Source organism: Rhodanobacter sp. OR87 (assembly GCF_000473345.1).
GTDB lineage: Bacteria > Pseudomonadota > Gammaproteobacteria > Xanthomonadales > Rhodanobacteraceae > Rhodanobacter > Rhodanobacter denitrificans.
On sequence record NZ_AXBJ01000004.1, the window covers coordinates 254,703 to 279,155 of the forward strand.

18 protein-coding genes are annotated in these 24,453 nt (G+C 62.3%); 11 read left to right on the plus strand and 7 right to left on the minus strand.

Features of this window, described 5'->3' with window-relative positions; translation table 11 throughout:
* Positions 1-11 precede the first annotated feature (11 nt).
* Entirely contained in the window at positions 12-752 is a 741-nt protein-coding gene (locus RHOOR87_RS0105870; RefSeq protein ID WP_027484489.1) for a PEP-CTERM sorting domain-containing protein, read from the plus strand.
* A gap of 426 nt (positions 753-1,178) precedes the next feature.
* Positions 1,179-1,886, plus strand: a complete 708-nt coding sequence (locus RHOOR87_RS0105875) for a hypothetical protein (RefSeq protein WP_015448549.1) — start codon at positions 1,179-1,181, stop codon at positions 1,884-1,886.
* 207 nt (positions 1,887-2,093) lie between these two features.
* Here the strand turns inward: RHOOR87_RS0105875 and RHOOR87_RS0105880 are convergent, their stop codons facing one another.
* Positions 2,094-2,942: a hypothetical protein gene (locus RHOOR87_RS0105880; protein ID WP_231381730.1), complete on the minus strand. Its 849-nt coding sequence runs from the start codon at positions 2,940-2,942 to the stop codon at positions 2,094-2,096.
* A gap of 513 nt (positions 2,943-3,455) precedes the next feature.
* On the opposite strand from RHOOR87_RS0105880, the gene RHOOR87_RS0105885 reads away from it, so the two are divergent.
* From RHOOR87_RS0105885 to prsT, 7 genes are all read left to right on the plus strand, one after another.
* On the plus strand, positions 3,456-4,511 hold the full coding sequence (locus RHOOR87_RS0105885) for a hypothetical protein (RefSeq protein ID WP_027484490.1): 1,056 nt from the start codon (positions 3,456-3,458) through the stop codon (positions 4,509-4,511).
* Between the two features lie 635 nt (positions 4,512-5,146).
* A complete protein-coding gene (locus RHOOR87_RS0105890; RefSeq protein ID WP_007511426.1) occupies positions 5,147-5,959 on the plus strand; it encodes a PEP-CTERM sorting domain-containing protein in 813 nt (270 codons plus the stop codon).
* A gap of 277 nt (positions 5,960-6,236) precedes the next feature.
* Positions 6,237-7,118, plus strand: a complete 882-nt coding sequence (locus RHOOR87_RS0105895) for a ThiF family adenylyltransferase (protein ID WP_231381731.1) — start codon at positions 6,237-6,239, stop codon at positions 7,116-7,118.
* Positions 7,119-7,239: 121 nt separating this feature from the next.
* Positions 7,240-8,514 (plus strand): UDP-N-acetylglucosamine 2-epimerase (non-hydrolyzing), encoded by a 1,275-nt coding sequence (gene wecB / locus RHOOR87_RS0105900; protein WP_231381732.1) that lies wholly within the window; start codon positions 7,240-7,242, stop codon positions 8,512-8,514.
* Between the two features lie 67 nt (positions 8,515-8,581).
* On the plus strand, positions 8,582-10,663 hold the full coding sequence (prsK, locus tag RHOOR87_RS0105905) for an XrtA/PEP-CTERM system histidine kinase PrsK (protein ID WP_027484492.1): 2,082 nt from the start codon (positions 8,582-8,584) through the stop codon (positions 10,661-10,663).
* Positions 10,660-12,021: a PEP-CTERM-box response regulator transcription factor gene (prsR, locus tag RHOOR87_RS0105910; protein WP_007511434.1), complete on the plus strand. Its 1,362-nt coding sequence runs from the start codon at positions 10,660-10,662 to the stop codon at positions 12,019-12,021. The genes prsK and prsR overlap by 4 nt, the downstream gene beginning before the upstream one ends.
* Positions 12,011-14,866, plus strand: a complete 2,856-nt coding sequence (gene prsT / locus RHOOR87_RS0105915) for an XrtA/PEP-CTERM system TPR-repeat protein PrsT (RefSeq protein ID WP_231381733.1) — start codon at positions 12,011-12,013, stop codon at positions 14,864-14,866. Before prsR ends, prsT begins: the two co-directional genes overlap by 11 nt.
* Before the next feature lie 27 nt (positions 14,867-14,893).
* Here the strand turns inward: prsT and RHOOR87_RS0105920 are convergent, their stop codons facing one another.
* Positions 14,894-15,091 (minus strand): hypothetical protein, encoded by a 198-nt coding sequence (locus tag RHOOR87_RS0105920; RefSeq protein WP_007511439.1) that lies wholly within the window; start codon positions 15,089-15,091, stop codon positions 14,894-14,896.
* Complete coding sequence (locus RHOOR87_RS0105925; protein WP_015448558.1) at positions 15,088-15,777, minus strand: phosphatidylserine decarboxylase; 690 nt, start codon at positions 15,775-15,777, stop codon at positions 15,088-15,090. Before RHOOR87_RS0105925 ends, RHOOR87_RS0105920 begins: the two co-directional genes overlap by 4 nt.
* Before the next feature lie 529 nt (positions 15,778-16,306).
* Between RHOOR87_RS0105925 and RHOOR87_RS0105930 the strand changes: the two genes are divergently transcribed.
* Entirely contained in the window at positions 16,307-18,598 is a 2,292-nt protein-coding gene (locus RHOOR87_RS0105930) for a hypothetical protein (protein WP_051357931.1), read from the plus strand.
* A gap of 146 nt (positions 18,599-18,744) precedes the next feature.
* Here RHOOR87_RS0105930 and RHOOR87_RS0105935 read toward each other — a convergent pair whose 3' ends face one another.
* Together RHOOR87_RS0105935 and RHOOR87_RS0105940 are read right to left on the minus strand one after the other, a co-directional pair.
* Positions 18,745-20,472, minus strand: a complete 1,728-nt coding sequence (locus tag RHOOR87_RS0105935; RefSeq protein ID WP_007511445.1) for a hypothetical protein — start codon at positions 20,470-20,472, stop codon at positions 18,745-18,747.
* Between the two features lie 176 nt (positions 20,473-20,648).
* Complete coding sequence (locus RHOOR87_RS0105940; RefSeq protein ID WP_015448560.1) at positions 20,649-21,512, minus strand: hypothetical protein; 864 nt, start codon at positions 21,510-21,512, stop codon at positions 20,649-20,651.
* A gap of 613 nt (positions 21,513-22,125) precedes the next feature.
* On the opposite strand from RHOOR87_RS0105940, the gene RHOOR87_RS0105945 reads away from it, so the two are divergent.
* Positions 22,126-23,028: a polysaccharide pyruvyl transferase family protein gene (locus tag RHOOR87_RS0105945; RefSeq protein ID WP_027484494.1), complete on the plus strand. Its 903-nt coding sequence runs from the start codon at positions 22,126-22,128 to the stop codon at positions 23,026-23,028.
* Between the two features lie 114 nt (positions 23,029-23,142).
* Here the strand turns inward: RHOOR87_RS0105945 and RHOOR87_RS0105950 are convergent, their stop codons facing one another.
* Together RHOOR87_RS0105950 and RHOOR87_RS0105955 are read right to left on the minus strand one after the other, a co-directional pair.
* A complete protein-coding gene (locus tag RHOOR87_RS0105950; RefSeq protein ID WP_027484495.1) occupies positions 23,143-24,102 on the minus strand; it encodes a glycosyltransferase family A protein in 960 nt (319 codons plus the stop codon).
* Positions 24,103-24,178: 76 nt separating this feature from the next.
* Positions 24,179-24,453 (minus strand): transposase (locus RHOOR87_RS0105955; RefSeq protein WP_027484496.1); only part of this gene is annotated, 275 nt, incomplete at its 5' end.

The window sequence follows — 24,453 nt, forward strand, 5'->3', positions numbered from 1 at the left end:
AGGCACTACACATGAACCTGCTGACAAGACGTTGGAGTACGGCAATCCTCGCGGGGCTGTTCGCTGCCGGAATGATCGGGGCCGCGCACGCTTCGACCACCACCTTCGCCGGGCAGGACGATGGTGCGCCCACGACCGGCCCATTCACCAACTCGGACGCCGCCCAGACCAGCTTCCTCGCCGCGGCATCCGTGTTCGGCCCCACCCACACGATCACCTATGAGAGCCTGGCCACCGGCTACTATTCACCCATCGCCGCCGCGCCAGGGGTGTCGATCACCCTGACCGGCCCGAATTTTGGGTCCGGGTTTTCGGGGATCAGCAACACCACGTTCGGCAACCTCTACGGCTTCAATACGACCTCCGCTGGCAGCCAGTGGCTCGGCTTTGCCGGAGGCTCGGCCACCTTCAACTTTGCCACGCCGACGTATTCCTTCGGGACGTTCCTGACCGGTCTGCAGACAACTTTCAGCGGCACCAACGCCCTCCAGGTCACCTTCAACGACGGCACCAGCCAACTCTTCACGCCGGCGATCAACGCGGACGGGGGAGCCGCGTATTTCGGCTTCACCGACACGTCGCCGTTCAGCTCCCTCACGTTGACCAACTTGACCACCGACGCCTGGGGTATCGACGACACGACATACAACGGGCGTTCGACCTCCGTGCCGGAGCCTGGCTCCCTTGGCCTGTTGGGCATTGGTGCGCTGCTGATCGGGGCGTTCGTGGCTTTGCGTCGCCGCTTTGCCTGAAGCGTTGCTGGGTTCGACTTGGATAAGCCCCCCGGCAACGGGGGGTGTGCTGTTGTGCGACTCGCAGTGCCGAGTCTGGTCGCATGCATGAGCAGGTGCGCAGGTGGCCCGTCCGGACACTGCACGGCGTCGCAACAGGGTCATATCCCTGGTCGACCGCCTCCATTTCCGGGTAATAGGGGAAAAGGAGGGCGTTTCATGTCGCCAGCGGCGGGATTGTCGGAAAACCTTACAAAACTACAGTATTTATGGATGGAAACTGATAAAAAACGCAATAAAATAAATAACTTGCGAGTTTGGCCCGAAGTGTGCTTATAAAAAACTGCTAGTGAGGTGTGCTTGCTGGTAGCGACGAATACAGGCGTTCGAAAAATCCCGGGCTGCCTGGCTACGGATGATGACAAGTCTCGATGGGAGTCAAACAACATGAAAAGAATCCCGGCTCTGACAGGCATTGCCCTGGTAGCACTGACGGTGCTGCCCTTGCAGGTTGCCGCGACCCCCATCTCGACCACCATTGCCCTGAACACCGTTTTTTCTGGAAACACACCGGATGGCCCTGCGCCCTGGCTCATTGCCGAGTTCACGTCCTCGACGGGTTCGAACACGGGAACGCTGGTACTGTCCTCCCACACGACCGGCCCGGATTTCATACAGGGCCTGAGCAGTCAACAGTCCACCGTCGGCTGGGCCTTTTATCTCAATCAGGCGATCTCCCTCTCTGGCGCCACCTGCACCGCCGGTACTTGCGCGGACCAGGGCGCGTCGTACAAGGCCGGTGGTTTCAATACGGGCCCGGTGCCGGGCATGTTCAACCTTGCCTTCGGCTGGTCGCAGGGCAACCGGTTCATGATCGGGGATTCGGCGACCTATGCTTTGACGTTCACGAGCCCGCTGACCGGGAATCCGTTTGTGGAGAACGACAGCAATTGGTCATCGGTGGCGCACATCCAGGGCATCGCCAACAACTGCAGCGGCTGGATCGTGTCGGGGGACGGAACCGGCGCCGAGGGCAGCGGGCCCTGCGGCGACCCTCCGCCGGTGACGGTGGCGGAGCCCGGCGAGCTGGGCATGCTCAGCCTCGGCCTGTTGTTTGTCGGACTGTTGCTGGGTCTGCGTCGGCGTTACAGCTGACCGGCCCGCTTGTGTGAAGTCAGGTGCAGGCGACGCGAGAGCCTGCCGGGGCGTAGCCGGGCCGATCATGGTCGCCGCGGCGGCGCCAGTCAGGCGCGGACGCCCCGTTCCTCGCCGGGCCACCGACTTCTGCGCGCAGGGCTCCTTCGCTGAGGGAACCCTACTTCCGATTGGCTCACATCCTCGCATCAGCGAGGACACCTCAACCTAGGCTGCCGACCAGGCGAGACCGCGGCCCGCCAGACCGGTGCCGGCCGTCCGGCACGGATCAATACCGTAGCTGGCTTTCAAAAGGCCCGCGACCAGGGAACCACGCAGTTGCTCGGGCTCAAACGCGAAGCGATGCGAGAACTTGCTGGCGGGCAGTGGATTGTCACGCGCATCAGCGAGACCTCGTGGCAACTCGTCTTTCGCCAGCCCCTCAATCAGGCGAAGGCGCAAGGGCACCACGGGATTGTTCCGCACCATGGGGTAGCTTGTCGGTGGCGCGAATTGCTCGAAGCCGTAACAACGCACGTAGAACTGGGCATGCCGCGGATGCACACCGATGACGATGTCAGTCACGCCGATGTGCAACCCATAGTGCACGGCCCAGCGCATCATGCTGAACAAGGCCGCGACACCACGTGATGCGCACTGGCGACGATCCGCCAGCATCCCCACCTCCAGCAGGCGACGCCCTTTTCGGCGCAGTTCACCCAGAGGTCCCGCATATACGCTGTCCAGCGCGAGCCCCTTGGGGTTGTCACGAAACAGCGTCATCGTATAGCCGACTTCCGCTCCTTCCGCTCCCCATATCACGCATGCATGCTGTCCCACGGCAGAGGGAGCGGCATGCAGGCCATACGGGTTTTCGTCAATCAGCCCCATTTGCGTATAGCGCTCATATACCAGTCGCCAGGCCGATTCAACCTGTTCAAGACTGGTCGCGCAGGAACAAGGCTGTTCATTGCCGCGCACTGTTGAACGATTGAGACGCGCCGTAATGTCGACAACTGTCTCGGGCATTTCTGCCGATCTGATTATATTCATGTTCCAATCGCCGATCAGGGACACGTTGTTTCAAGGCATACTGCTTTCTTGGCAACACGGAGTTGGCTCCGTATTTGTCGACGTCGTCCCAGACGGGTATCGGTGCCGTGGGTGTGTCATCACCACGCAACCTGCAGCGCAGCGGCCGTTTAGATGCAACGTACCGCGGACTGGGTCCGATTGTACAACCTCGAGTACGATGGTTGTGTGAACGGCGTCGCCATATGCACAAGCCCCCAGGAGCCCGGATCGGCCCCAATCCACGTCGAAATCGGCAACGGGGCATCGACACGCCGGGCAGCCGCCACCAGCCCGCGTGCCCCGGCCTTGAGCTTGAAGCGCGGGTGGAAGCGGCAGTGGATTTCGGTGGCGAATCGACTTTCCGAGTCGAACTAGACTGGTTTCGCTTCTTGAAATGGCCTATTTTGGTGCATGCTTTTATCCATGAATAATATGCTTGTGCGGGCAAGCTGATTGCCAGCCCCACAAAACCGTAATCGGCCGAAATCAGTTGCCATATCGGGACAGACGCGAACCGTGGACCGGTATACGAAAACTGGCATTCTTTGTGCAGGCATCGCCGCGCCCTCGGCAGATAATTCGCAGCCGTGGCGTTTCGAATGGCGCGGCGACGACCTGGACCTCCGAATCGACGCGAGCCGTAGCGGCCACGTATCCGATACCCGATATGTCCTCAGTGACCTGGCCGCCGGCGCGTGCCTGGAAAACATGATCATCCACGCCGGGTCGCTAGGTTATGTGGCGGACCTGCAGCCCTTCCCGCAACCCGACGACGAGCTGTGGGTCGCGCGCATCCGTTGGCGCCGCGACCGGGAGCGCGCCCTCCCCGAGCCGCTGGCTGCTGCCATCGAGCAGCGTCACACCGATCGCCGTTTCCCTTGGCGCGGCCCGATCACCACCGCTACCCAGGCGCGCCTGGACGCCCAAGCCCGGCTGATTCCAGGACAGCGGCTCTGGTGGCCACAGGCAGCGCGTGAGCGAAATGCCGCACGAAGCGTCATCAGGCAGGCCGAGACGCTGCGTTTCAAGAGCCCGACGCTGCACGCGGAACTGTTTTCGAGTATCCGCTTTGCCGCTGGCTGGCACACCGCCTGCGAGGAAGGCCTGGCCCCAATGACACTCGCCGTGGAGCCACCGTTGCGCCCGGCCTTTCAGGCGATGCGTCGCCCCGCGGTGATGAGCGTGCTCAATCGGCTGGGCGCGGCGTCGGTCCTAGGGTGGCGCTCGGCCTGGCTGCCCATCCGGCTGTCGCCGGGACTCTGTCTGCTCGTCATTCCGTCCACGGCGCGATCCGATGTACTCGCCGGCGGCCGCGCCTTGCAGCGCGTGTGGCTTCAGGCCACCCTCGATGGGCTGTCGGTCCAGCCGTATGCGGCGGCGGGAGTTCTCAGCCTGGGGTTCGTACCCGTCGAGCCGGCCTTTCAGCAGACGCTCTCGCGCCTGGGCTCGGCCCTGCACGACCTGTGCGCGCCGGGGTACGGCCTCGTGTTCCTGCGGCTTGGCCATGCGCAATCCGCACCGCGTGATCGCAGTGGGCGGCGAGCGCCTGGAAGCTTCGGCGCCCTCCCATAGTCCTGGCAAAGCGAGACCCTCGCTGGTCTGCGATAGCCCTCGGCCCCGACGCAAGCTCATTTTCCGCCCGCCCTCTGCGGCTTGCCGCAGGCACCGGCGATAGAACGTCGCAACCCACAGACGTCGACCGCGACTTTCCTCGCTTCGCGGTTTCCCGCAAGGGCGAGAGTGATTTACGCCTGTGTCGAAATCCTTTACAAATTCGGCCCGCAGTCGATCTCTCCAAATAAATTGCATTAAAAACAAATAACTACGCCAGTACCCCCCAGGGCGTGCGATCGCTCGGCGAAATGCCGGCAAGCGGGTTCGACCCCCGGCGACCGACGGACGGTCGATTGCTTGAACATGTTGCTATTCAACAACTTAGTGCCATGCCGATGCGACGGACACGGGGACACGATGGCAGCGACATCTGGTTGAAGCACCCGCGGCTCTACGCATGGCAGGCGCGGCATAGCGCCGGAATGCCTTACAGGTACCGGGCAAACTCGGCAGGCAAGCATGAAGAAACAAATACAAAACAGTGTCTTATATTCATGGCACGCCCGTTGCTTAATAAAACTCGCAGGGCGACGTCAATCGGGTACCACTGTCGTTGCGGTTATCCAGGTTGTTTCTCAGTGGAGGAAAGCATCATGTTGAAGAAGAAAAGCATCGGAATCGCCCTCGCATGCGCGCTGGCGCTGGGTGCGTGGAGCGGATCGACGTTTGCAACCCCCACCAATGTGGGTGGTGTCGTGTGGGATCCCAGCTCTCCGTTGGACCTGACCGTCCAGGCACTCAACTTCCGCGAATCGAGTATCTCGGGCGTCGGCAACGTGCTGACGGGCTACGGGGTAATTGGCTCGTTCAACGGGACAAACGAGGCAACGTTCTGCCCGGGCTGCAATCTCAACTTCACCTTCCAGTACACGGTGTCGAGCATCATCGGTAACCAGGTTGAGTTCAGTCCTGGATCCATCAGCTTTTTCGTCGACAACACCAGCAGCTTCAACGTGCTGAATCCGACGACGGCCGGGATCGGTACGCCGTGGCTCACCTTGTCCGGCCATACCGGCGCGGTGCTCGGCTTTGCGGGCACGGCACAGCTTTTCTCCGCGATCGTCGGCACGGTGGCCAATCCCCTGACCGGATCCAACGGCATCGGTTTTCTGGATGCGACCGGAGGTCCTGCGGCGTCCTACTTCCAGACCCATACGCAGGCCGATGGTCTGGGCGGATTCGCGGATTTCACGCTCAATTCGGAGTTCCTGTTCAGCCCAGTCAGGACGTGCACGGGCATCTCGCCGGATCCGGCCAATATCTGCCACTACCCGATTACAGGCACGGCCACGTTGATCGGCAGAACGGTACCCGAGCCGGGAGAGATGGGCCTGCTGGGTCTTGGCCTGGCCTTCCTGGGCTTGCTCGTACGGCGTCGCGGCAAAGAGGCTGACGGACGCGTCTAGAGCCGGCGGCTCCTGACGTGTGCAGTTCTGCGATGGATGGCGCCGCTTGCGGAAGCGGCGCCATCCATCGTACGTCTGCGTCGAACCGGTTGGCTGGCCACGCAGCGCTTGTCCTTCACGCGGCAATCCACCTGACCCGCACAAACTCCCGACGCAGTCACTCTTGTCGAGCCAACGCCGCCGCCCCAACGTTCGGCAATGCTTCCAGGCAAGCCGATGTTGCCGCCCCGGTTCAGCAACCGCGCTGAGCAGCAAGGTCGAGAGTAGATGCCTCATGATGTCTGATGCACCGGTCACGCCCGAGCCGTTCGACTACGCCACGGCATTCAGCCGGACGATCGGCTGGATCACCAGGGCCGAGCAGGCGAAGCTTCGCTCCAGGCGCGTGGCGATCGCCGGACTCGGCGGCGTTGGCGGCAGCCATCTGCTGACCCTGACCCGACTCGGCATCCAGTCGTTCAACCTCGCGGATCTCGACCGATTCGGCACGGAAAATTTCAACCGCCAGGCCGGGGCGTTCCTGTCGACCGTGGGCCAGCCCAAGGTCGACGTGGTATCCCGGATGGCGCGGGACATCAATCCGGATCTGGACATCAACAAGTTCCCCGGCGGCGTCACCGTCGACAACATGGAGCAGTTCCTGTCGGGGGTGGATCTGTACGTCGACGGACTGGATTTTTTCGTGCTCGATATCCGCGCCAGGCTGTTTGCCCTGTGCGCCGAGCGCGGCATTCCGGCGATCACCGCCGCGCCGTTGGGCATGGGCGCCGCGGTACTGGTGTTCCTGCCGGGGCAGATGACATTCGAAGAGTATTTCCGGCTGGAAGGGAAAACGCTCGACGAGCAGTTGCTGCGCTTCATGGTCGGTCTGGCGCCCGCCGTGCTGCATCAAGGCTATCTGGTCGACCCGTCGGCGGTGGACCTGGTCAACCATCGGGGACCATCGACGCCCATGGCCTGCGAAATCTGCGCCGGGATAGCCGGCACCCAGGCGCTGAAGATCCTGCTGGGCAGGGGCAAGGTGCTCGCGGCGCCCCACGGCCTGCACTTCGATGCCTACCGCAACAAGCTCGCCCGCACGTGGCGACCGGGGGGCAACAACAATCCGCTGCAACGCTTGCTCCTGTCCGTGGCGCGCCGCCGTTTCATGCGCCGGTAAGGGGCCCATTGGCGAGTCACTTTTTGGTTTTCCCGCATGACCCGATACAGGGGAATCTCCCCGATGGACTCGACCCGCCAGCGGCGAAGTTACGACGGCGTGAACGCCGAAAAACGCGCAAATGCAGATACCCGCAAGCAAGCCGGTTTACTCACGCAAAACCACGCCGGCATGCGGCAACGTCTTGCTACACTCAAGCCACCACGGAACCGGGGGGTGTCCCGTCATGCAGCGGCTCAGGATTGATTTGATCGCCGCCGCGCGACCCAATTTCATGAAGGTCGCGCCGCTGTTCCACGTGCTGCACGAACAGCCGTGGTGCCGCCTGCGACTGGTACACACCGGCCAGCATTACGACCAGAACATGTCGGAGGCTTTTTTCCGTGACCTGAAGTTGCCGCCGCCGGACCTGCACCTGGGCGTGGGCAGCGGCAGCCACGCGAAACAGACCGCCGACGTGATGCTCGCCTACGAAGAGGCCTGCGCTGCGGATCGGCCGGACCTGGTCGTGGTGGTCGGAGACGTCAATTCAACGATGGCCTGCGCCCTGGTCGGCGCGAAGCTGCACATTCCGATCGCGCACCTGGAGGCCGGGTTGCGCAGCGGCGATCGCCGGATGCCCGAGGAAATCAACCGGCTGGTGACCGACACGCTGGCGGACATCCTGTGGACGCCGTCGCCGGACGCGGACGAACATCTCGCCGCCGAAGGCGTGCCACCGGAAAAGATCACCCGCGTCGGCAACATCATGATCGATTCCTACGAACTCATGCGTGAGCGCATCGACGCCAGTGGGGAGCGGCGCCGACTCGGGCTGGAGAATCGCGCATACGCGGTGGTGACCCTGCATCGCCCCTCCAACGTGGACACGCCCGCGCCGCTCACGACGCTGGTCGACCAACTGATCCGCATGGCGGCCAGATTGCCGCTGGTGTTTCCGGTGCACCCGCGCACCCGCAAGAATCTGGAAGCCTTCGGCCTGTGCTCGAAACTGGCCGACGCGCCCAACCTGCAAGTCATCGAGCCACTCGGTTACGTGGATTTCATGAACCTGGTCTGCGGTGCGCACCTGGCCATCACGGATTCGGGCGGCATCCAGGAGGAAACCACCTATCTCGGCATACCCTGCCTGACCCTGCGCACCACGACCGAGCGGCCCATCACGATCACGGAGGGCACCAACCGGTTGGTGACTGCCGCCGAGCTGGTACCGGCGGTGGACGAGATTCTCGCCGGTCGCTGGCCGCAGGGACGCAAGCCCCGACTCTGGGACGGACATACCGCGGCACGCGTTGCGGCCGACATTCGCCGTCGCCTGCTGCGCGCACCGCCCCACGTTGCCGAAGCAACGGCAGTTCCCGCAACCGCCCACCAGCGTACGCGGGGCAATGCCTGAATCCGGGAGCGGACATATGCCCGATTGAGCGCAGACAACCGCGTTGCACGTCGGGGATCGTCCAGATATGCACGTCATCATCATCGCCAGTTACCTGACCGCCGCCGCCGCGTTTCTCGTCGGTACGGCACTGCTGGGCGCCGGTTGGCGCGGTCAGCGCACCGGGGCCTTGCTGGTCCTGGCCACGATGATCTCGATCCTGTGGGGCGTGTTTCTGGCTTACGCCGAGTGGCAGCGCACGGTGGCGGTCCACTGGATACTGCTGGCCGAGGTTCTGCACTACGGCGCCTGGATCGTCTTCGTAAGCGCCCTGTTCAGCACCTGGCCGATGTCCGGCATGCTGCGTGGCCTGCACGTCGTCGCGCATGCACTCTGGGTCGTGCTCGCGCTCTACTGCCTGGGGCCGCTGACGGGTTTGGCGCAGGCAGCCGGGTTGCCGTTCAGTGTCAACGTACCGCTGGTCGGCGTACTGGTGCTCGCCCTCACCGGATTGGTGTTCCTCGAACAGATCTACCGCAATGTGCAACGGGAACAACGCTGGGCGCTCAAGTTTCTGGTGATCGCGCTCGGCCTGCTGTTCGCCTACGGCATCTTCCTGTATTCCTATGCAGTGCTCTACCGGCAGTTCAACGCCAGCGCATGGGCGGCGCGCGGCTTCATCGATGCCCTGCTGGTGCCGCTGTTGCTGGTGGCGGCGGCGCGCAACCCGCAGTGGTCGCTGGATGTGGGGGTGTCGCGACGCGCGGTGTTCTATTCCACGAGCCTGCTGGTGGTCGCGCTGTACATCATCGCCACGGCGATCGGTGGTTATTACGTGCGCTTGTACGGGGGCGACTGGGGCCGGGTGGCGGAAATCACGCTGGTCTGCTTCGCGCTGTTGCTGGTACTGTTGATCGCATTCTCCGGCCAGGCGCGCTCGCGTCTGCGGGTATTCCTGCACAAGAACTTCTTCAGCTTCCGCCACGACTATCGCGAGGAATGGCTGCGCCTGACCGCGACACTGTCCGCCGGCGACACGGAGTTGCCGCAGCGCGCGGTGCACGCGATCGCGCAGATCATGGACAGCCCGGCCGGCGCCCTGTTCACGCGCGACGACGCCGACGACTTCGTGGCGGAAGCGCGCTGGAACATGCCAACGCCAGCCGGCCTGAAGTTTCCGGCCAGCGTGCCGGCGTTCGGGCTCATGCAGACGCGCCGGTGGATTTACGACTTGAGCGAACCGCCGCCGCTGGGCGACGAACAACTGCGGGCGCCGGCCGAATTGACCGGCCTGCCGCACGCCTGGCTGCTGGTGCCACTGGTGCTGGAAGACCGGCTCGTCGGTTTCGTGGTGCTGGCGCACGCACGCGCGCGTCGCGCGTTCGATTGGGAGGACATCGATCTGCTGCGGGCAGCCGGCAGCCAGGTGGCCGGTATCCTGGCGCAGGCGGTCGATGCCCGGCGCCTTGCCGAGGCGCGCCAGTTCGAAGGCTTCAACCGGCTCACCGCGTTCCTGATGCATGACCTCAAGAACCTCGCGGCCCAGCAATCGTTGCTGCTGCAGAACGCCGAGCGCCACCGGCACAACCCGGCGTTCGTGGATGACATGCTCGCGACCGTGGCCAATTCGGTACAGCGCATCTCGCGCCTGCTCGAGCAGTTGCGCGGCGATGCAGCGCCGACCAGACACGGCCGCGTGCCACTGGCGGCGGTGCTCGACAAGGCGCTCGACGAGTGCCACGCGCAGTCGCCACGGCCGCAGTACCTGCCGGCCACGGATGAGCTGTGGGTGCAGACAGATACCGATCAGCTGGCCACCGTGCTCGGGCACGTGATCCGCAACGCCCAGGATGCAGCGCAGGCCCACGGCCATGTCACGCTGAGAGTCAGGCACGAAACCGGGCATGCCACCATTGAAATCGAGGATGACGGAGCAGGCATGGACGAGGATTTCATCCACAACCGGTTATTCAAGCCGTTCTTCACCACCAAGGCCAGCAAGGGCATGGGCATCGGCGCCTATCAGGCTCGCGCTTACGTGCACTCATTGGGTGGAACGATGCATGTGGACAGCACCCCCGGCCAAGGCAGCGTATTCACGATCCAGCTGCCGCTGGCCGAACCCGCCGGGGCCGCCGTGGTGGCCGGCAAGCCGCAGGCCGCGCCATGAGTCAGAAGCAGCGCTGCCTGTTGATCGTCGAGGACGATGTCGGCCTGCAGCGCCAGCTGCGCTGGAGCTTCGAGGATTACGACGTGGTCATGGCCGGTGATCGACCAACCGCGCTCGCCCTGCTGCGCCGCCATGAACCGGCGGTGGTGCTGCAGGACCTGGGCTTGCCTCCCGACGCCACCGGTACCACCGAGGGCTTCGCCACGATCGCGGAAATCCTGCAGGACGCGCCGCACACCAAGGTCGTCGTGGTCACCGGCAACGGCGACCGTGACAATGCGGTCAAGTCCATCGGTTGCGGCGCCTACGATTTCTGCTCCAAGCCACTGGAACTGGAAGTCCTGCGCCTGATCGTGGATCGCGCCTTCCGGGTGCATGAGCTGGAGGCCGAGAACCGCAAGCTCAGAAGCCAGTCGTCCACGGTACTCGAAGGCATCATCGGCAGCAGTGAAGCCATGCTCGACGCCTACCGGCTGATCGAGAAGGTCAGCCCTTCCAGCGCCACCGTCCTGCTGCTCGGCGAGACCGGCACCGGCAAGGAGGTGTTCGCGCGTGCGGTGCACCGCCTGAGTACGCGGCGCGACGGGCCGTTCGTGGCAATCAACTGCGCTGCCATTCCTGAAACCCTGCTGGAAGCCGAGCTGTTCGGCCACGAAAAAGGCGCCTACACCGGCGCGCACAAGCAGACCAGGGGCAAGATCGAACTGGCCGTCAACGGCACCCTGCTGCTCGACGAGATCGGCGACATGCCGTTTGCACTGCAGGCCAAACTGCTGCGGTTTCTGGAGGAGCGGGTGGTCGAGCGCATCGGCGGCCGCGAACTGATTCCGGTGGATGTGCGCATCATCTGCGCGACGCACCAGGACCTGCCCGCGCTGATCAGCGCAGGGCGCTTCCGCGAGGATCTGTTCTACCGCGTCAGCGAGGTGACCATCCGGCTCCCGCCGCTGCGCGAACGCGCCGGCGACATAGCGCCCCTGGCACGGCATTTTCTCGAGCAGGCGGCCAGCCGCCACGGCCGCGCAGTCCATGGCTTTACTGCCAAGGCGCTCAAGGCCATCGAGGCGTCTCCGTGGCGCGGCAACGTGCGCGAGCTGGAGAACGCCGTCAACAGCGCCGTCATCATGGCGGACGGGAAGCAGATCGACCTGGAAGAGCTGCGTCTTGGTGCGGCCGGCGGAGATATTCTGGACCTGCGCCAGGTACGAAACGATGCCGAAAAAAGGGCGATCCAGCGGGCTCTGACCCAGGCCGGCGGCAACCTCTCGCATGTCGCGGGCCTGCTCGGGATCAGCCGCCCGACGCTCTACGATCTTCTGGACAAGCATGGCTTGAAAAAGCCTGCCGATGCAGATTGACCCCGCGCGCCGCGCGTGGCGAACTGAGGGTGACGATATGCGCTTGATCAGGTTGAACACGCGGGTCGTTCGTTGCGCCCTGGCGCTGTTGTGCGCCGCCTTGTCACTGGGCGGCTGCGGCCTTGGCAGCCGACACGGCAGCGTCGAGGCCGGCGCCAGATACCAGGCCAACGGGGAATATCGCGCGGCGTACATCGAGGCCAAGAAGGTCCTGCAACGCGATGCCAAGAACGGCGAGGCCTGGCTGCTGCTCGGGCAAGCTTCGCTGATGCTCGGCAATCCAAAGGACGCCCTGAGCGAACTGCAGAACGCCGAGGCGAACGGGGTGCCGGCAGAACGTTGGGCGGTACCCATGGGCCGGGCGCTGCTGATGACACGCCAATACGACCAGTTACTCGCAACCCTGACTCCCGACAAGCCCTACGAGGCCGCCACCAAAGCGCGTGTAGCCGTGCTGCGGGGCGACGCCTATCGCGGACTCAGGCAGTTCGACCAGGCCCGGCAGGCGTACATGGCCGTGCTGTCGGGGGACCCGAAGAACCCGGGTGCGCTGGTGGGACTGGCCCAGTTGGCGGTCATCGCCGGCGATCCGGATGCCGCCGGCAAGTACGTGCAGCAGGCATTGGCCGCCGCGCCAGACAATCCGCAGGTCTGGGTGACGAAGGGCGATCTGGCGTTCGACAACGCCGATTTCGCCGGCGCCGAAGCGGATTACCAGAAGGTGATGGGCTTCAAGAACCCCGACTGGCTGCCGCAAGAGCGCTTCTACGCCTTGGCCCGGCTGGCCAACGCACAGGCGCAGCAAAGCCAGTTCGACAAGGCGCTGGCCAACATCCAGACGCTGGAAAAAATGTTGCCGCAGCACCCGTACCTGCACTACCTGCGCGCCGTGGTGCTGTACAAGCAGGGTCATCTGGACGACGCCGTTTCCGAGCTTCAGCAGGTGCTCAAGGTGTCCCCGGACAACGCCCAGGCGCAACTGCTCATGGGCGCGGTCAACTACGCGCAAGGCAACTACAGCCAGGCGGAAATGTACCTCAGCAACGCCATGGGCATGGACCAGAAAAACGCCAATGTGCGCAAGTTGCTGGCGCTCACGCTCTACCGTGAAGGCCGCTCGCGCCAGGCGCTGGACATGCTTCGACCGGCCGTAGCGGGCGCACCGTCCGACGCCGAGCTGCTGGCGCTGTTGCAGAAATCTGCCGCCACGAATGCCCGTTCACCGGGGACGGTAGCCGCCGCAACCAGTGCAGGCACTCCGTCCGACACCCTGTTTGCACGCGCCGGCAACGCCATCGCGGGCGGAAATGAAGCGGAAGCGATCAACCTGCTGCAGGATATTCCTGCGGGCAGTAGCTCCACCGAGGCGCGGCGCAACAGCCTGCTGGTCATGGCCTACGTGCGCGAGCAACGCCCGGCCGAAGCGGTCAAGGTGGCGGCCGCCTATGCGTCCAGCAATCCGCGCGACAGCGCCGCGCGCCTGCTGTACGGAACCGCGCTGGTCGCGGCCAGTCGGCGCCCCGAAGCACGCGCCCAGTACGCCGAGGCCTTGAAGCTGGACCCGGAAAATCTTGCCGCGCTCCTGAGCTTGGGTGGCCTGGATTCACTGGAGGGCCATCACGAAGCTGCTGCCAGCCGCTACGCAACGGTATTGAGAAAGGACCCGCGCAACGTGGCGGCGATGACCGCGCTCGGCCAGCTCGCCGCGCTGCAGGGTGACAGGGCGGAAGCCGCCAAGCGATTCAAGCAGGCCATCGACACGGCGCCGAAGTCCCCCACCGCGTATATCGCACTGGTGGTGCTATACGGCGAAGACGGCAAATACGACGAAGCAGTGAGCACGGCCAAACAGCTGGTAGCTGCCAGCCCCGACAACCCGGCGGCACTCAATGCCCTCGGGGCGGCGGAACTCAATGCCGGCCATCACGGCGAAGCGTTGAAAGTGCTGCAGCAAGCCGTGAACTTCGCGCCGCAGGTGCCGTTGTACCGCACCAATCTGGCGCGTGCACAGATCCTCGGCAAGGATACGAAGGCTGCCGCAGGCAATCTTGATGCGGTGATCAAGGCCGATCCGGGCCAAGTGACGGCGGTGGTCCTACGGGCGCTGCTGAAATCGCAGGACCATGATCTGGCGGGCGCCACTGCGCTCGCGCAAATGCTGCAGAAGCAACCTGCCACCAAGGCAGCGGGCTTCACGCTGGAAGGCGACTTGTACATGGCGAACAAGTCCTATCGCGAAGCCGCCCAGGCCTACCAGCAAGGACTGAAGCTGCAGTACGACCGGCCACTGGTGGTCAAGAGCTTCCTCGCGCTGAACGAAAGCGGCGCCAACGCTCCAGAAGGCGTACTGCGCGACTGGTTGGCCAAACATCCGGACGACAACGCCACCCACCTGCTGTTGGCCGACTACTACCTGAAGCACACGCAGAACGCGCTGGCTGCCGCGCAGTACGAGCAGGTGTTGAAGACCGATCCGTCCAGCATCGACGCACTCAACAACCTCGCCTGGATTTACACGGAGCAAAACAATCCCAAGGCGCTGGCACTGGCGGAGCGAGCCTACAAACTGGCGTCTGGCTCGCCGGGCATTGCGGACACCTATGCCTGGGCGCTGGTCGCGCACAACCAGCCAAGGACCGCGCTGCCGATCCTGCTGCAAGCGGCCAAGGCAGCGCCCAAGGCACCGGCGATCCAGTATCACCTGGCCGTGGCCCAGGCGCGCACCGGCGACCATGCCGGCGCGCGAAGCACGCTGGTGGCGCTGCAAAAATCCGGTGCCGATTTCCAGGGCAAGCCGGCCGCGGAGAAGTTGTATCGCGAGTTGACCGGCGCCAGCGCCAAGTAGGTGCAAGCTATCGGCGGCCTCGCACTCTTACTCGATACGAAAGCCGAGGAGAATCAGCCCGGCCCCGATAGCCCAGCCGATGGCCAGCGTAACCAGAAGCCGGCTGATCCGGATGTTTTGCAGGCGCCAGTACAGATCGCTCAGCAACCACCATAGGCCGGTGAAAACGGCAAGCGCAAAAACGCCCCAACCCAGATGACCGGACGACCACAGAAAGTCATTCATGGGCAGGTCGCGCCTTCTGCAACCGCCGTTTCGCCGGCCCAGACGCGATCGCCCGTATGCACCAGCAGGTTCACCGCAGCCGGCAGCTCGAGCACCACCGTGCTTCCCAGCAGGATCCGGCCGATCCGCTGGCCGCGCTTGATCTCCTCGCCCTCCTGGACCCAGGTCTCGATACGCCGCGCCGCCAGGCTGGTAATCAAGCGCACCGCAACTTGCCCGGCGCCCGTCCCAATCACCAGACGCTTTTGCACCGGGCAGGATTTCTCGCGCAGAAAAGCAAACTCCCTTCCCTCCCCGTCCATGAAGCCGTCGCCGTGCGACTCCACGGCGAGCACCCGACCGGACACCGGGCTGCGCTGCACATGCATGTCCCAGAAACTGAGCGCGATCACCAGATAGCGCACTCCGCCTTGTACCTGCGCACTGGTCACCAGCCCGTCTGCCGGAGCCAGCATGGCGTTGCCGGGAGGCGCGATGCGCTCCGGATCACTGTAAAAGTGGCGTAGAAACGCACGCTGAAACTCCCCCCGCTTCAGCCATGTGCGGATCTGCGTTTCCGGCCAGCGCTTGCGCGGCGCAAGCCAGCGCCGTATCAGCGGCGACGGGTACGGGAAATAAAACGCCCAGAGCACGATGGCCGCGGCCACCAGGCACAGGATCACGATCTGCAGGACAAGTATCGTCATTTCATTGCGAATCCTGATTGGCGACAACACTCAGCCATGAAAATTGTCGACGGCGCGCAACTAGGCCCTGACCAAGGCTTGCACAGGATCACGACGCGCGCCAGTCGCCGCCGCAGTTCGACCAAGCGAAAGCGGCAGCTGAAGCGGCACCTTGGCTTGAGGCGCGTGTCCCGGATTTTGTGCAAACCGGTCGCGATCAGGCCACTGCTGCCTGATCCGGAGACACGATGGGCCAAAGCAGGCGTGGGGCAACATGAGCCTGCGCAGCATCGGCAAGGAATGGGCGATGCCGATTCATGACTGGAAGGCAGCCTCGAACCACTTGCGATCCGGTCCGGGGAGCGACTTTCTCAACGGCAACTCACATCACGGTGACGCAAAATCATGTATATCCTCGCCCGGATCGGCGACATCGTGGGGGCAACCACATCGTCAGCCACAGGCCGCATATGTCGAGGCGGCCTGACTCGAATGCGGCTAGCACCGGGACATCCGGAGCGGCATCATAAGGTGGCAGGATCACAATCCCATGCATATAAGCGAGCAAGCCGGACGCTTCAACCAAGGCAGCTGGGTTGGCCAAGCCGCTGTGAAGATGCTGTGCGGGTGCGCAAGCTGCGTGCTGATGCTCGACGCGGCGCCGGCGCGAGCGGGAATGGTTGTGACAGACAACGTGATCAGCACAGTCGCGCAGGCGCAGACCCATGTTCCCGTCACTTTCGGCCAGGTCTTCGAGGCTGGCGACATACCCCGGGGCAGGACCGTCACGGTTACCGCCACCCTCAATGGGCAGCCGGTAGCCTTGCAGGTGGACAGCAAGGCTACCCATCCCGACGGCAGCTTGCGCCACGCGGTGCTGACGGCGATGGTTCCGGCACTGCCGGGCAATGCAACGTTGCCACTGACGCTTTCCACGAACCCATCGCCAACGGTGACCGGACAGGACCAGCCCATCAGCTTGTCGCAACTGCTTGCGACAAACTACGACGCCGACGTATCGCTCGACATCGGCGGCCGCAGATACGCCGCAAATGCCCGCGCACTGTTGCAGACGGCCAACAACACGAATGCATGCAAGCCGTGGAACCGCCACTGCAATGTGTGGCTGTCGGGTCCGCTGGCGAGCGAGTGGGTAGTGAACGGCCCGGTGACGGCTTCCGACGGCACCACCAACCCCAGCCTGCAGATCTACTTTGCAGTCCGCGCATATGCGGGAACGGTACCAGGCAGTGTCGGGCTGGTGCGCACCGACATCATCGTCGAGAACTCCGATGCGTTTTCGCCACAGGCGCAGCCGCAGTACACGGCAACCCTGACGTCGGGGAGTGCCAGCTACACCAGCCCCGCACTGACACAGTACGCCTACACGCGCTGGCACCAGGTACTGTGGTGGAACCATGTCCAGCCACAAGTCTATTTGCAGCAGGACACCGGATACATTCAGGCGAGCAAGGCAGTGTCCCGCTACATGCCACTGCAGCCTGACGAGAAGTTTTTGGCCAGTTTGCGCCAGACCTGCGCGCCGCTGGACCACTGTGATCAGACCCAGAAGATGCATATGACCGGGGCACAGGCAGCGATTGGGCCACTGCCGCGCTGGACCAGCGTGTACATCGTCGACCCGGATGTGCGGGCCTACAACTGGATGCTGGCCAACACAGATGCGCTCGGCGCCTATGGCATCCATTACCGGGACCAGGCGACCGGCTGGCCAGTCAGCATCCAGCAACATCCTAACGTCACGACAGTGGGCTGGACCTACGCAAATGGCGTTGCAAAGCAGGCGTTGACAGGGTCTGCGGCCCACCGGGACAAGGTTGCTGCCTACCGGCGGGATCTGCTGCCAACCTGCGTGAACAACACCGTGGTGACGAATTGCACATCGACCTCATATGGGACGGGTAACCCGAACCTGTGGGACAACGCGCACCAGCCGGCACAGTCCTACGTGCCATACATGGTGACCGGTTCGTACTACTACATGTCCGAGCTGGCGTTTGCGGCCTCGCTCAACGAGATCTGGTCAGGCGCGGAGTATCGCGATTATGCGAGGGGATTGATCGACAAAAGTCATAGCCAAGTGCGTGGCAAGGCATGGACGCTGCGCCAGATGGCGGATGCGGCGTGGCTGTTGCCCGATGACTACCCCTTGAAAGCCGAGTTCAAAGCGGATGTGGAGAACTCGCTGGCAGACTGGAACCAGAAGTACACCAACAATCCGAACGCCAATCCGCTGGGGCTGCTGGACAGTGGCCACAGCTACAGCATGCAAGGTGGCACCCGGAACGCGATGGCGCCATGGATGCACAGCTTCTTCACTTGGTCGGCAGGCCACGCGGCGGAGCTCGGTTTTGCGGGAGCCGCGGAGCTGCGCGACTGGTTGGCGAAGTTCGAGATCGGTTTGATGACGGACTGGCAAGCCAATCCAACCCAGGGCTATTGCTGGCTGGAAGCTTCCGCCTACACGCTGGTGGTTACCGATCCCACTGGGAAGACCTACCTGCCCTCACACAGTGCCATATACGCAGCGACGTTCCCGAGTCTAGTCGGACTGGCCTGCAATTCGCCGGCCATGGTGACCGCCATGGGAACGCTGGAGAAGCAACCGTGGCAAGCTGGCAAGATGCATGGATACCCAAACTCGGCAACGGGTTATCCGGCGAATTTGCAGACCGGGCTGGCCGCCGCCGCCGATAGTGCCGTGCCCAAAGCACACGAGGCCTGGAATCTTTTCGAGTCGCGCAGCGTGAAGCCAAGCGGCACCACCGCCTACAACAACTATCCCAATTTCGCCGTCATGCCGCGCCTCGTGCCGCAATGACATGCCGATCTCCGTTCTAGCGAGGGCGCCCGCCTGGCGCAGCCATTGCTTTGGTCCGATGCAATCAGGATTGTCTTCCAGATTTTGCTCCGACACTGCGCGCTTCGGCCGCCGAACCTCATGCGCAGGATGCCGCGCATTGAGCACTAGAGCAGCCGCCGCCATACGACCTCGACGGCAAGAGCGCGCCCCAAAGCACGCTCATCCGTCAACTGAATGAGGTCGAGCAGCGAGTCCATGCGCCACTCGCCTGGAAGCAACGCACGGTACCGTTGCCACACCGCAGGCGCTATCCGCATATTCTGCAGACTCCGGCGTGTGGCATTGATCAGTGGGCGCAGCCGCGCGGGACGCGCGCACGTCGTCCACTCGGCCAGTCGTGCCTTCCAGCCCGGTCCAGCATCAAAGCGAAAGCCATAGGTCGAAGGTTGCGCAGCGACGGCCAGATGCAGTGCGGCGACCAGGCGACTTTCCAGGGCCCCTGCGTTCTTCCAGCGCAACGGCACCCGGAGCGCCAAGCGCACGGACTCCAGATCCACCAGCGGCGTCGCGTAGTTACCGTGGCGTACCGCCACACTGTTGTTGAGGCCCATCCAGTAGTGGCAGCGAAACAGAGGGTAGAGCAGCTCCACTTGCTCGCGCGACAGACGTTCGCTCCCGACTTCAGACATGCCCACGATATTCCGCATCGACGCGGCGAGCCGCGCTTCGTAACTCGCCAAGCCATCGGGGTCGCGAAAAACGCTGCGGCTGAAGCCGCGATAGAAGGTTCTCACGATGTCACGGGCGGCAAAGGCACGGTTCGGCAGATGGAAGAAGTTGCGGAAGATCTCGCCGCCGCCACCATTCAGCGCAATGCGCCCGTCGGCAGTTTGCTGCAAGCGGGTGTGGCGGTCGGCGCCCGGATCATCGATGCCGTCACTGGGCAGGCCGTCGAAGAACAGCGCGCTCTGCTCCAGGGCTTCGATGTCAGGCATCGGAAAACCACGATTCATCGCGCGTTTGTCGATTGCTTCGAGCGCGAGGTCGGCCGCAGCAGCCACGGTCCGGGCTGCCGCCACGTCGGCGGAGTCGGCATCGCCATATACAAACAGCCGAGGCCGCACACCGGCATCAAGCAACCCTGCGACAATCAGGCGTGAATCGAAACCGCCCGACAAAGCCGCATTGACCCGACCCGGAAAGGCCGATGCCACCTCGGACGAAGTCGTGCGCAGATGCCCGGTGATGGCCTCCACCGCCTCGTCCAACGAGTGGAACTCAGGCGCCTGCACCTCGAAACCGCGGGGGAAGCGCTGCCACGTACTGCGGCGCCGAAAATCCTGGACACGCCCGAGGGGAAGCAGGTCGACACCGCGCGCGACCGATTGGCATGAATGCGCCGCCCCCAGCAGTACGTATTCAATCGCCGAGGCGGCGTCAGGTTCGACGCGCTGCCCATAAGCGCAGACAGCCAGCCAGCTAGTACTGAAAAAACAGCCATCTGCACTCGTGTAAATGCGTATGAAGCCCAAAGCGTCGTTCAACAGCCAAGTTTGTTCGCCCGTGTCGAGGAACAGCGCAAAGTTGCCGCGCAGCGAACCTTCTTCCAGACGCCCCGTCGCGCGAACTTCGTCGAGCAGTGACGCCAACGCCTGCCGGCCGAAATAACCGCGAAACCACAGTGGACCGACGCAGCAAGCTGCCCCCAATGGGCTTTGAACGACGCAATCCTCGACTCGCCGTTGCTCCGGATGCCCCCACGCGACAACGCTGCCTCCGTTCCATTCGATCTGCGTGGCACGGATAAACCGTTGCCGCTCCAACGAGCGTGCCGCGCGGGTTTGCCCGTCGGAATCGCCGCCAACAAGGAATACCGACAGTGCGTTCAGCATGGATATGCGTCGCGTGCCGATACACAACCGAAGGAAGACACATTCAGGCCCATGACCTCACCGTCGATGAGTTACGACCGCCGTTCCTGTCCACGCTGCGATCATGTGACTTCCCTCCGAGTCTATCCGTGTTCCGCTGCAGCACACCGCTCACCCATGACCGCTTCACGGCGAGGTCATTTCGTCGGTATCTCCACCCGCAACACAATATCTTCAACCTCCGACCCGGATCCAAACCGGTGAACCGCCTCAAAATGCCGACCATTCCCCCTGCGAAACAGGGTTCCGTGGCTGGCACGGTCTTCATGTGTGCGCACCACCAGTAGACTGCCCTCGGGTTCGGTCAGGTAGCACCCGATGTTCGCTACCATTGCCGAAAGGACCGTGGGAGAAAAATATCCGCTGTTGAGCACATTAGCTGCACGAACAAAATCAAATCTTGCCTCGAATTCACTGTTGTACCTGCTTATATCATCGGTGCACACGGTGATACCAGACTTGGCCAGCGCTCGTGGGGTAACCAGCTTCACTTCACTGATCCGGGCGTCGTCCGGATTACGCAACATTCGATGCACCTGATGAGTGAATAATGTATTGATGAACTTGCGCAAGATGAAAAGCCCGTTGTAATAATCGCGGCGCGTCACCCAGGGCTTCATGGTGACAAAGGGAAAATCGAACCGAAGCGGAAATCCGCCGGGATCGACCAACGCGTAGCACCGTGGAAACACCTTCACCAAGAAGGCGTCGATCAGAATGTCGGTACCGACAACCTCGACTTCGCGCCCGCCCCGGCTCAGATCATCGTATAGCTCGACTGTGCTTATGCCGGAAGAAATCCCGACGTCCAGAACCCTGAGCGTCGGTGGCGCATGGTGCAGGAGATACTCCTGGAGATACGGATTGATGTCGGAGAAGCGATCGTGAAATGTAGTCTTGTAGGTCCTGTTTCTCGTCATCAGCGAGGTGAAAAAGTCCTCCTCCATGCGTGGAGTAAGACGCTCCGATGGGGTTTCGAAAAAAGTCTTGGCTGCTAGCATGGAGTTCGTATACCGCGATGACATTTTATTGTGGCGGACTACCCCGATGATGTTTCGATTCTACTCGCCCGTGGTTCGGAGCGCTCATCACGAACTCTGCCAGGAAGTCATCTGTTCGCCCATGGATGAAGCCAAAGCATGGCGCTGAGCTCGCAGGAAGGTGAGTGATCGGTCGAAACATCCTTCAGCTGTCAACTGGCGACGCTGCTCTATCAAGACCCGCTTGGTCATTCAATTTTCTGACGAAAAAATCAGGGCGTCCCGGACTCCATGGCGCCATTTCCTGCCGGAGCGCTCGGTGTCCGAGAGAGCGTTGCGGCGGATAGTCGTCGTGGAACTTCGCATAGCGTTCCGCGGCCGGCTCAGCAGCGCACAGCTCGGCGCGAATGCGCGGCGTGGTGCGGGCCAGCGGAGGCAAGGTCAGGAGCATGGATCGGTCCCAAGTTGCTGGTACAGTTGCTTCATCGCCTCACGCGTCCAGGCGCCACGCCATCGCGACCGTGCGCAGACTTCGCCATGCGATCACCAAAATTGACGTCATCCGATCAGGCCTTGCGAGCCATTTGCGCTCGAGCTTGAAATGCGTTGCCGATCACTAGGAGTGCATGCCGCCATGAAGCTCTACTACTACATTGACAAGCATGGAAATTTTGGCGACGACCTGAACCCTTGGTTATGGTCAAAGTTGATACCCGACATAATAGATGACGACGACTCCGAGATCTTTGTTGGAATAGGGACATTGCTAAACAACAACATTCCAGCAGGTCCCAACAAAATCGTATTCGGGTCCGGCGTAGGTTATGGCTCCGCCTTGCCGACAGTGGACGAAAAGTGGAAGTTTTACTGTGTTCGTGGCCCCCTAACCGCCGCAAGGCTCAGACTCCCTAACGAATATGCGATAACGGATCCAGCGGCGCTAGCTCCCACCGTGTTCCGCCCAAACGGTCCGAAACGAGCCGGCATCGCGTTCATCCCTCATCACGTGAGCGCATGGAACCTGGACTGGGAACGCGTCTGTCGAGAGGTCGGCATACGCTATATCGACCCAAGAAAGGATGTCGACACCGTACTCGAGGAGATCTCCAGGTCGTCGGCAATCATTGCAGAGGCCATGCACGGCGCCATTTTGGCGGACTCTTTCAGAATACCTTGGATGCCGGTCGTGCTGTATGACCATATCCTCCAGCCAAAGTGGCACGACTGGGCTGGATCACTTGCTCTGAAATACTCCCCTGCCCAACTGAAGGGCGCGTGGGATCCCGATTACAATTACTCCAAATCCGACAGGCTCAAGATCGTTGCCAAAAGATCCCTTTGCAAGGTCGGTCTTGGTTCCACGACTTGGACACCACCGCCTGCCAAGAGCACAAACAAAGAAATCGAAAGTTTCATCATACAGTTCGAACGATTGACCAAAAACCCTTCGCTGACGCTGAGCAAGGACAGTATTTTCGACGAAGCCTCAAACCGCCTCATGGAGAAGCTGGAGCAGCTCAAAGCGGACTTCTCCTGATTCTGCGCATGACGGGACTCCGCTCTCGATGCACCTGCGAGGCCGGACTCTTTCCCAAGGCAGCGATCACGGAGGCGATCGCTGCCTTGGACACGGCCCACTCAATGTCTTCAGCTAACCTTTTGGCGGGGAAATCATATAGCGTCCCATTGCTTTCAAAAAGCATCCCACAGTTATACGACGTTCCGTCAAGAGGCGATGACCGAGAGCGATGGTGGACCGTGACCGCGTGCTGGATGCCGCGTACATCCACTGGGAAGCCAATCTTCGCCGCGCGGTCTGCACGTCGCTAATTTCAGTTGGTGAGAGATTAAGACCATTCTCGCCAGCAACCAGTTTTTGCAATATCAGGTCCGAATACTTTATGGCATTGATCGCGTTGGAAGTACTGGTCTTGTTCTCCGCATGCCGCTGCCATACACCCAATGATTTTTCAAAAAACCCAAGTTTTCCCTTCCTCTTGATAAGTTGAAGGAAGAACAGACGATCTTCATTGAAAAGCAACGTCTCATCGAAGCCGCCAACAGCATCAATGCACGATTTGCGGCATGTGATGGTCATCGGAATGACGCTACCCGCAATCATGTTGGAAAACAGGCCATCGCTCTCCAATTCGACAAAGCCCCCTCCCATGGTCTTTTTCGCCATTTTCCGAAACACGGGATGATCCAGGTCGTGGGAGATGAACTTGCCATCCACGTCCACAATATCCCGATCACTGAAGCACGCCGCCCAATCGGGAAATCGAGCCAAACCCGAAACTGTGCGTTCCAGAAACGTCGGGTAGATCAGATCATCTGCGTCCAGGAAAGTAATCAATTCACCAGATGCTTTGCGGATCCCGTTGTTGCGCGCAGCCGAAGACCCTCGGTTCGGCTGGCGCTCCAACATGAGCGCCAACTTCGAATGGCGTGCGAATTCCTCTACCTGAAGCGCCGTGCGATCCGTGGAACCGTCATCGACGACAATTATTTCGTCCGGTTTGAGCGTCTGGCTCTCGATACTGGCCAGTGCACGGATTATGAACTTGTCCGCGTTGTAGGCAGGAATGACGACAGAGATACTCAGGCTCAAGGGCTTCTCTGGGCGACGTTGGCTTCGGCCAATGGCAGTATACGCATTCATTCTGGCACCTGATTAGCGACGACGCTCAGCCATGAAAATTGTCGACGGCGCGCAATTTCGTCTCTGGCCAAGGCTTGCACAGGGTCATGGCGCGCGCCAGTCGCGGCAGCAGCTCGGCAAGTCGGAAACGGCGGTTGAAGCGGTAGGCGGCTTCGGCCAGATAGCGCCGCGCGTACTTGGCCTGGCGCATGGCGTGGTAGCAACCGCTGATCGCTCGTTTGACGTTGCCGAGCACCACGTTCACCCAGCGCGCTCCCTTGACCTCGGTCGCGGCGCGACCGCCCCCTGTCTCCAGCACGG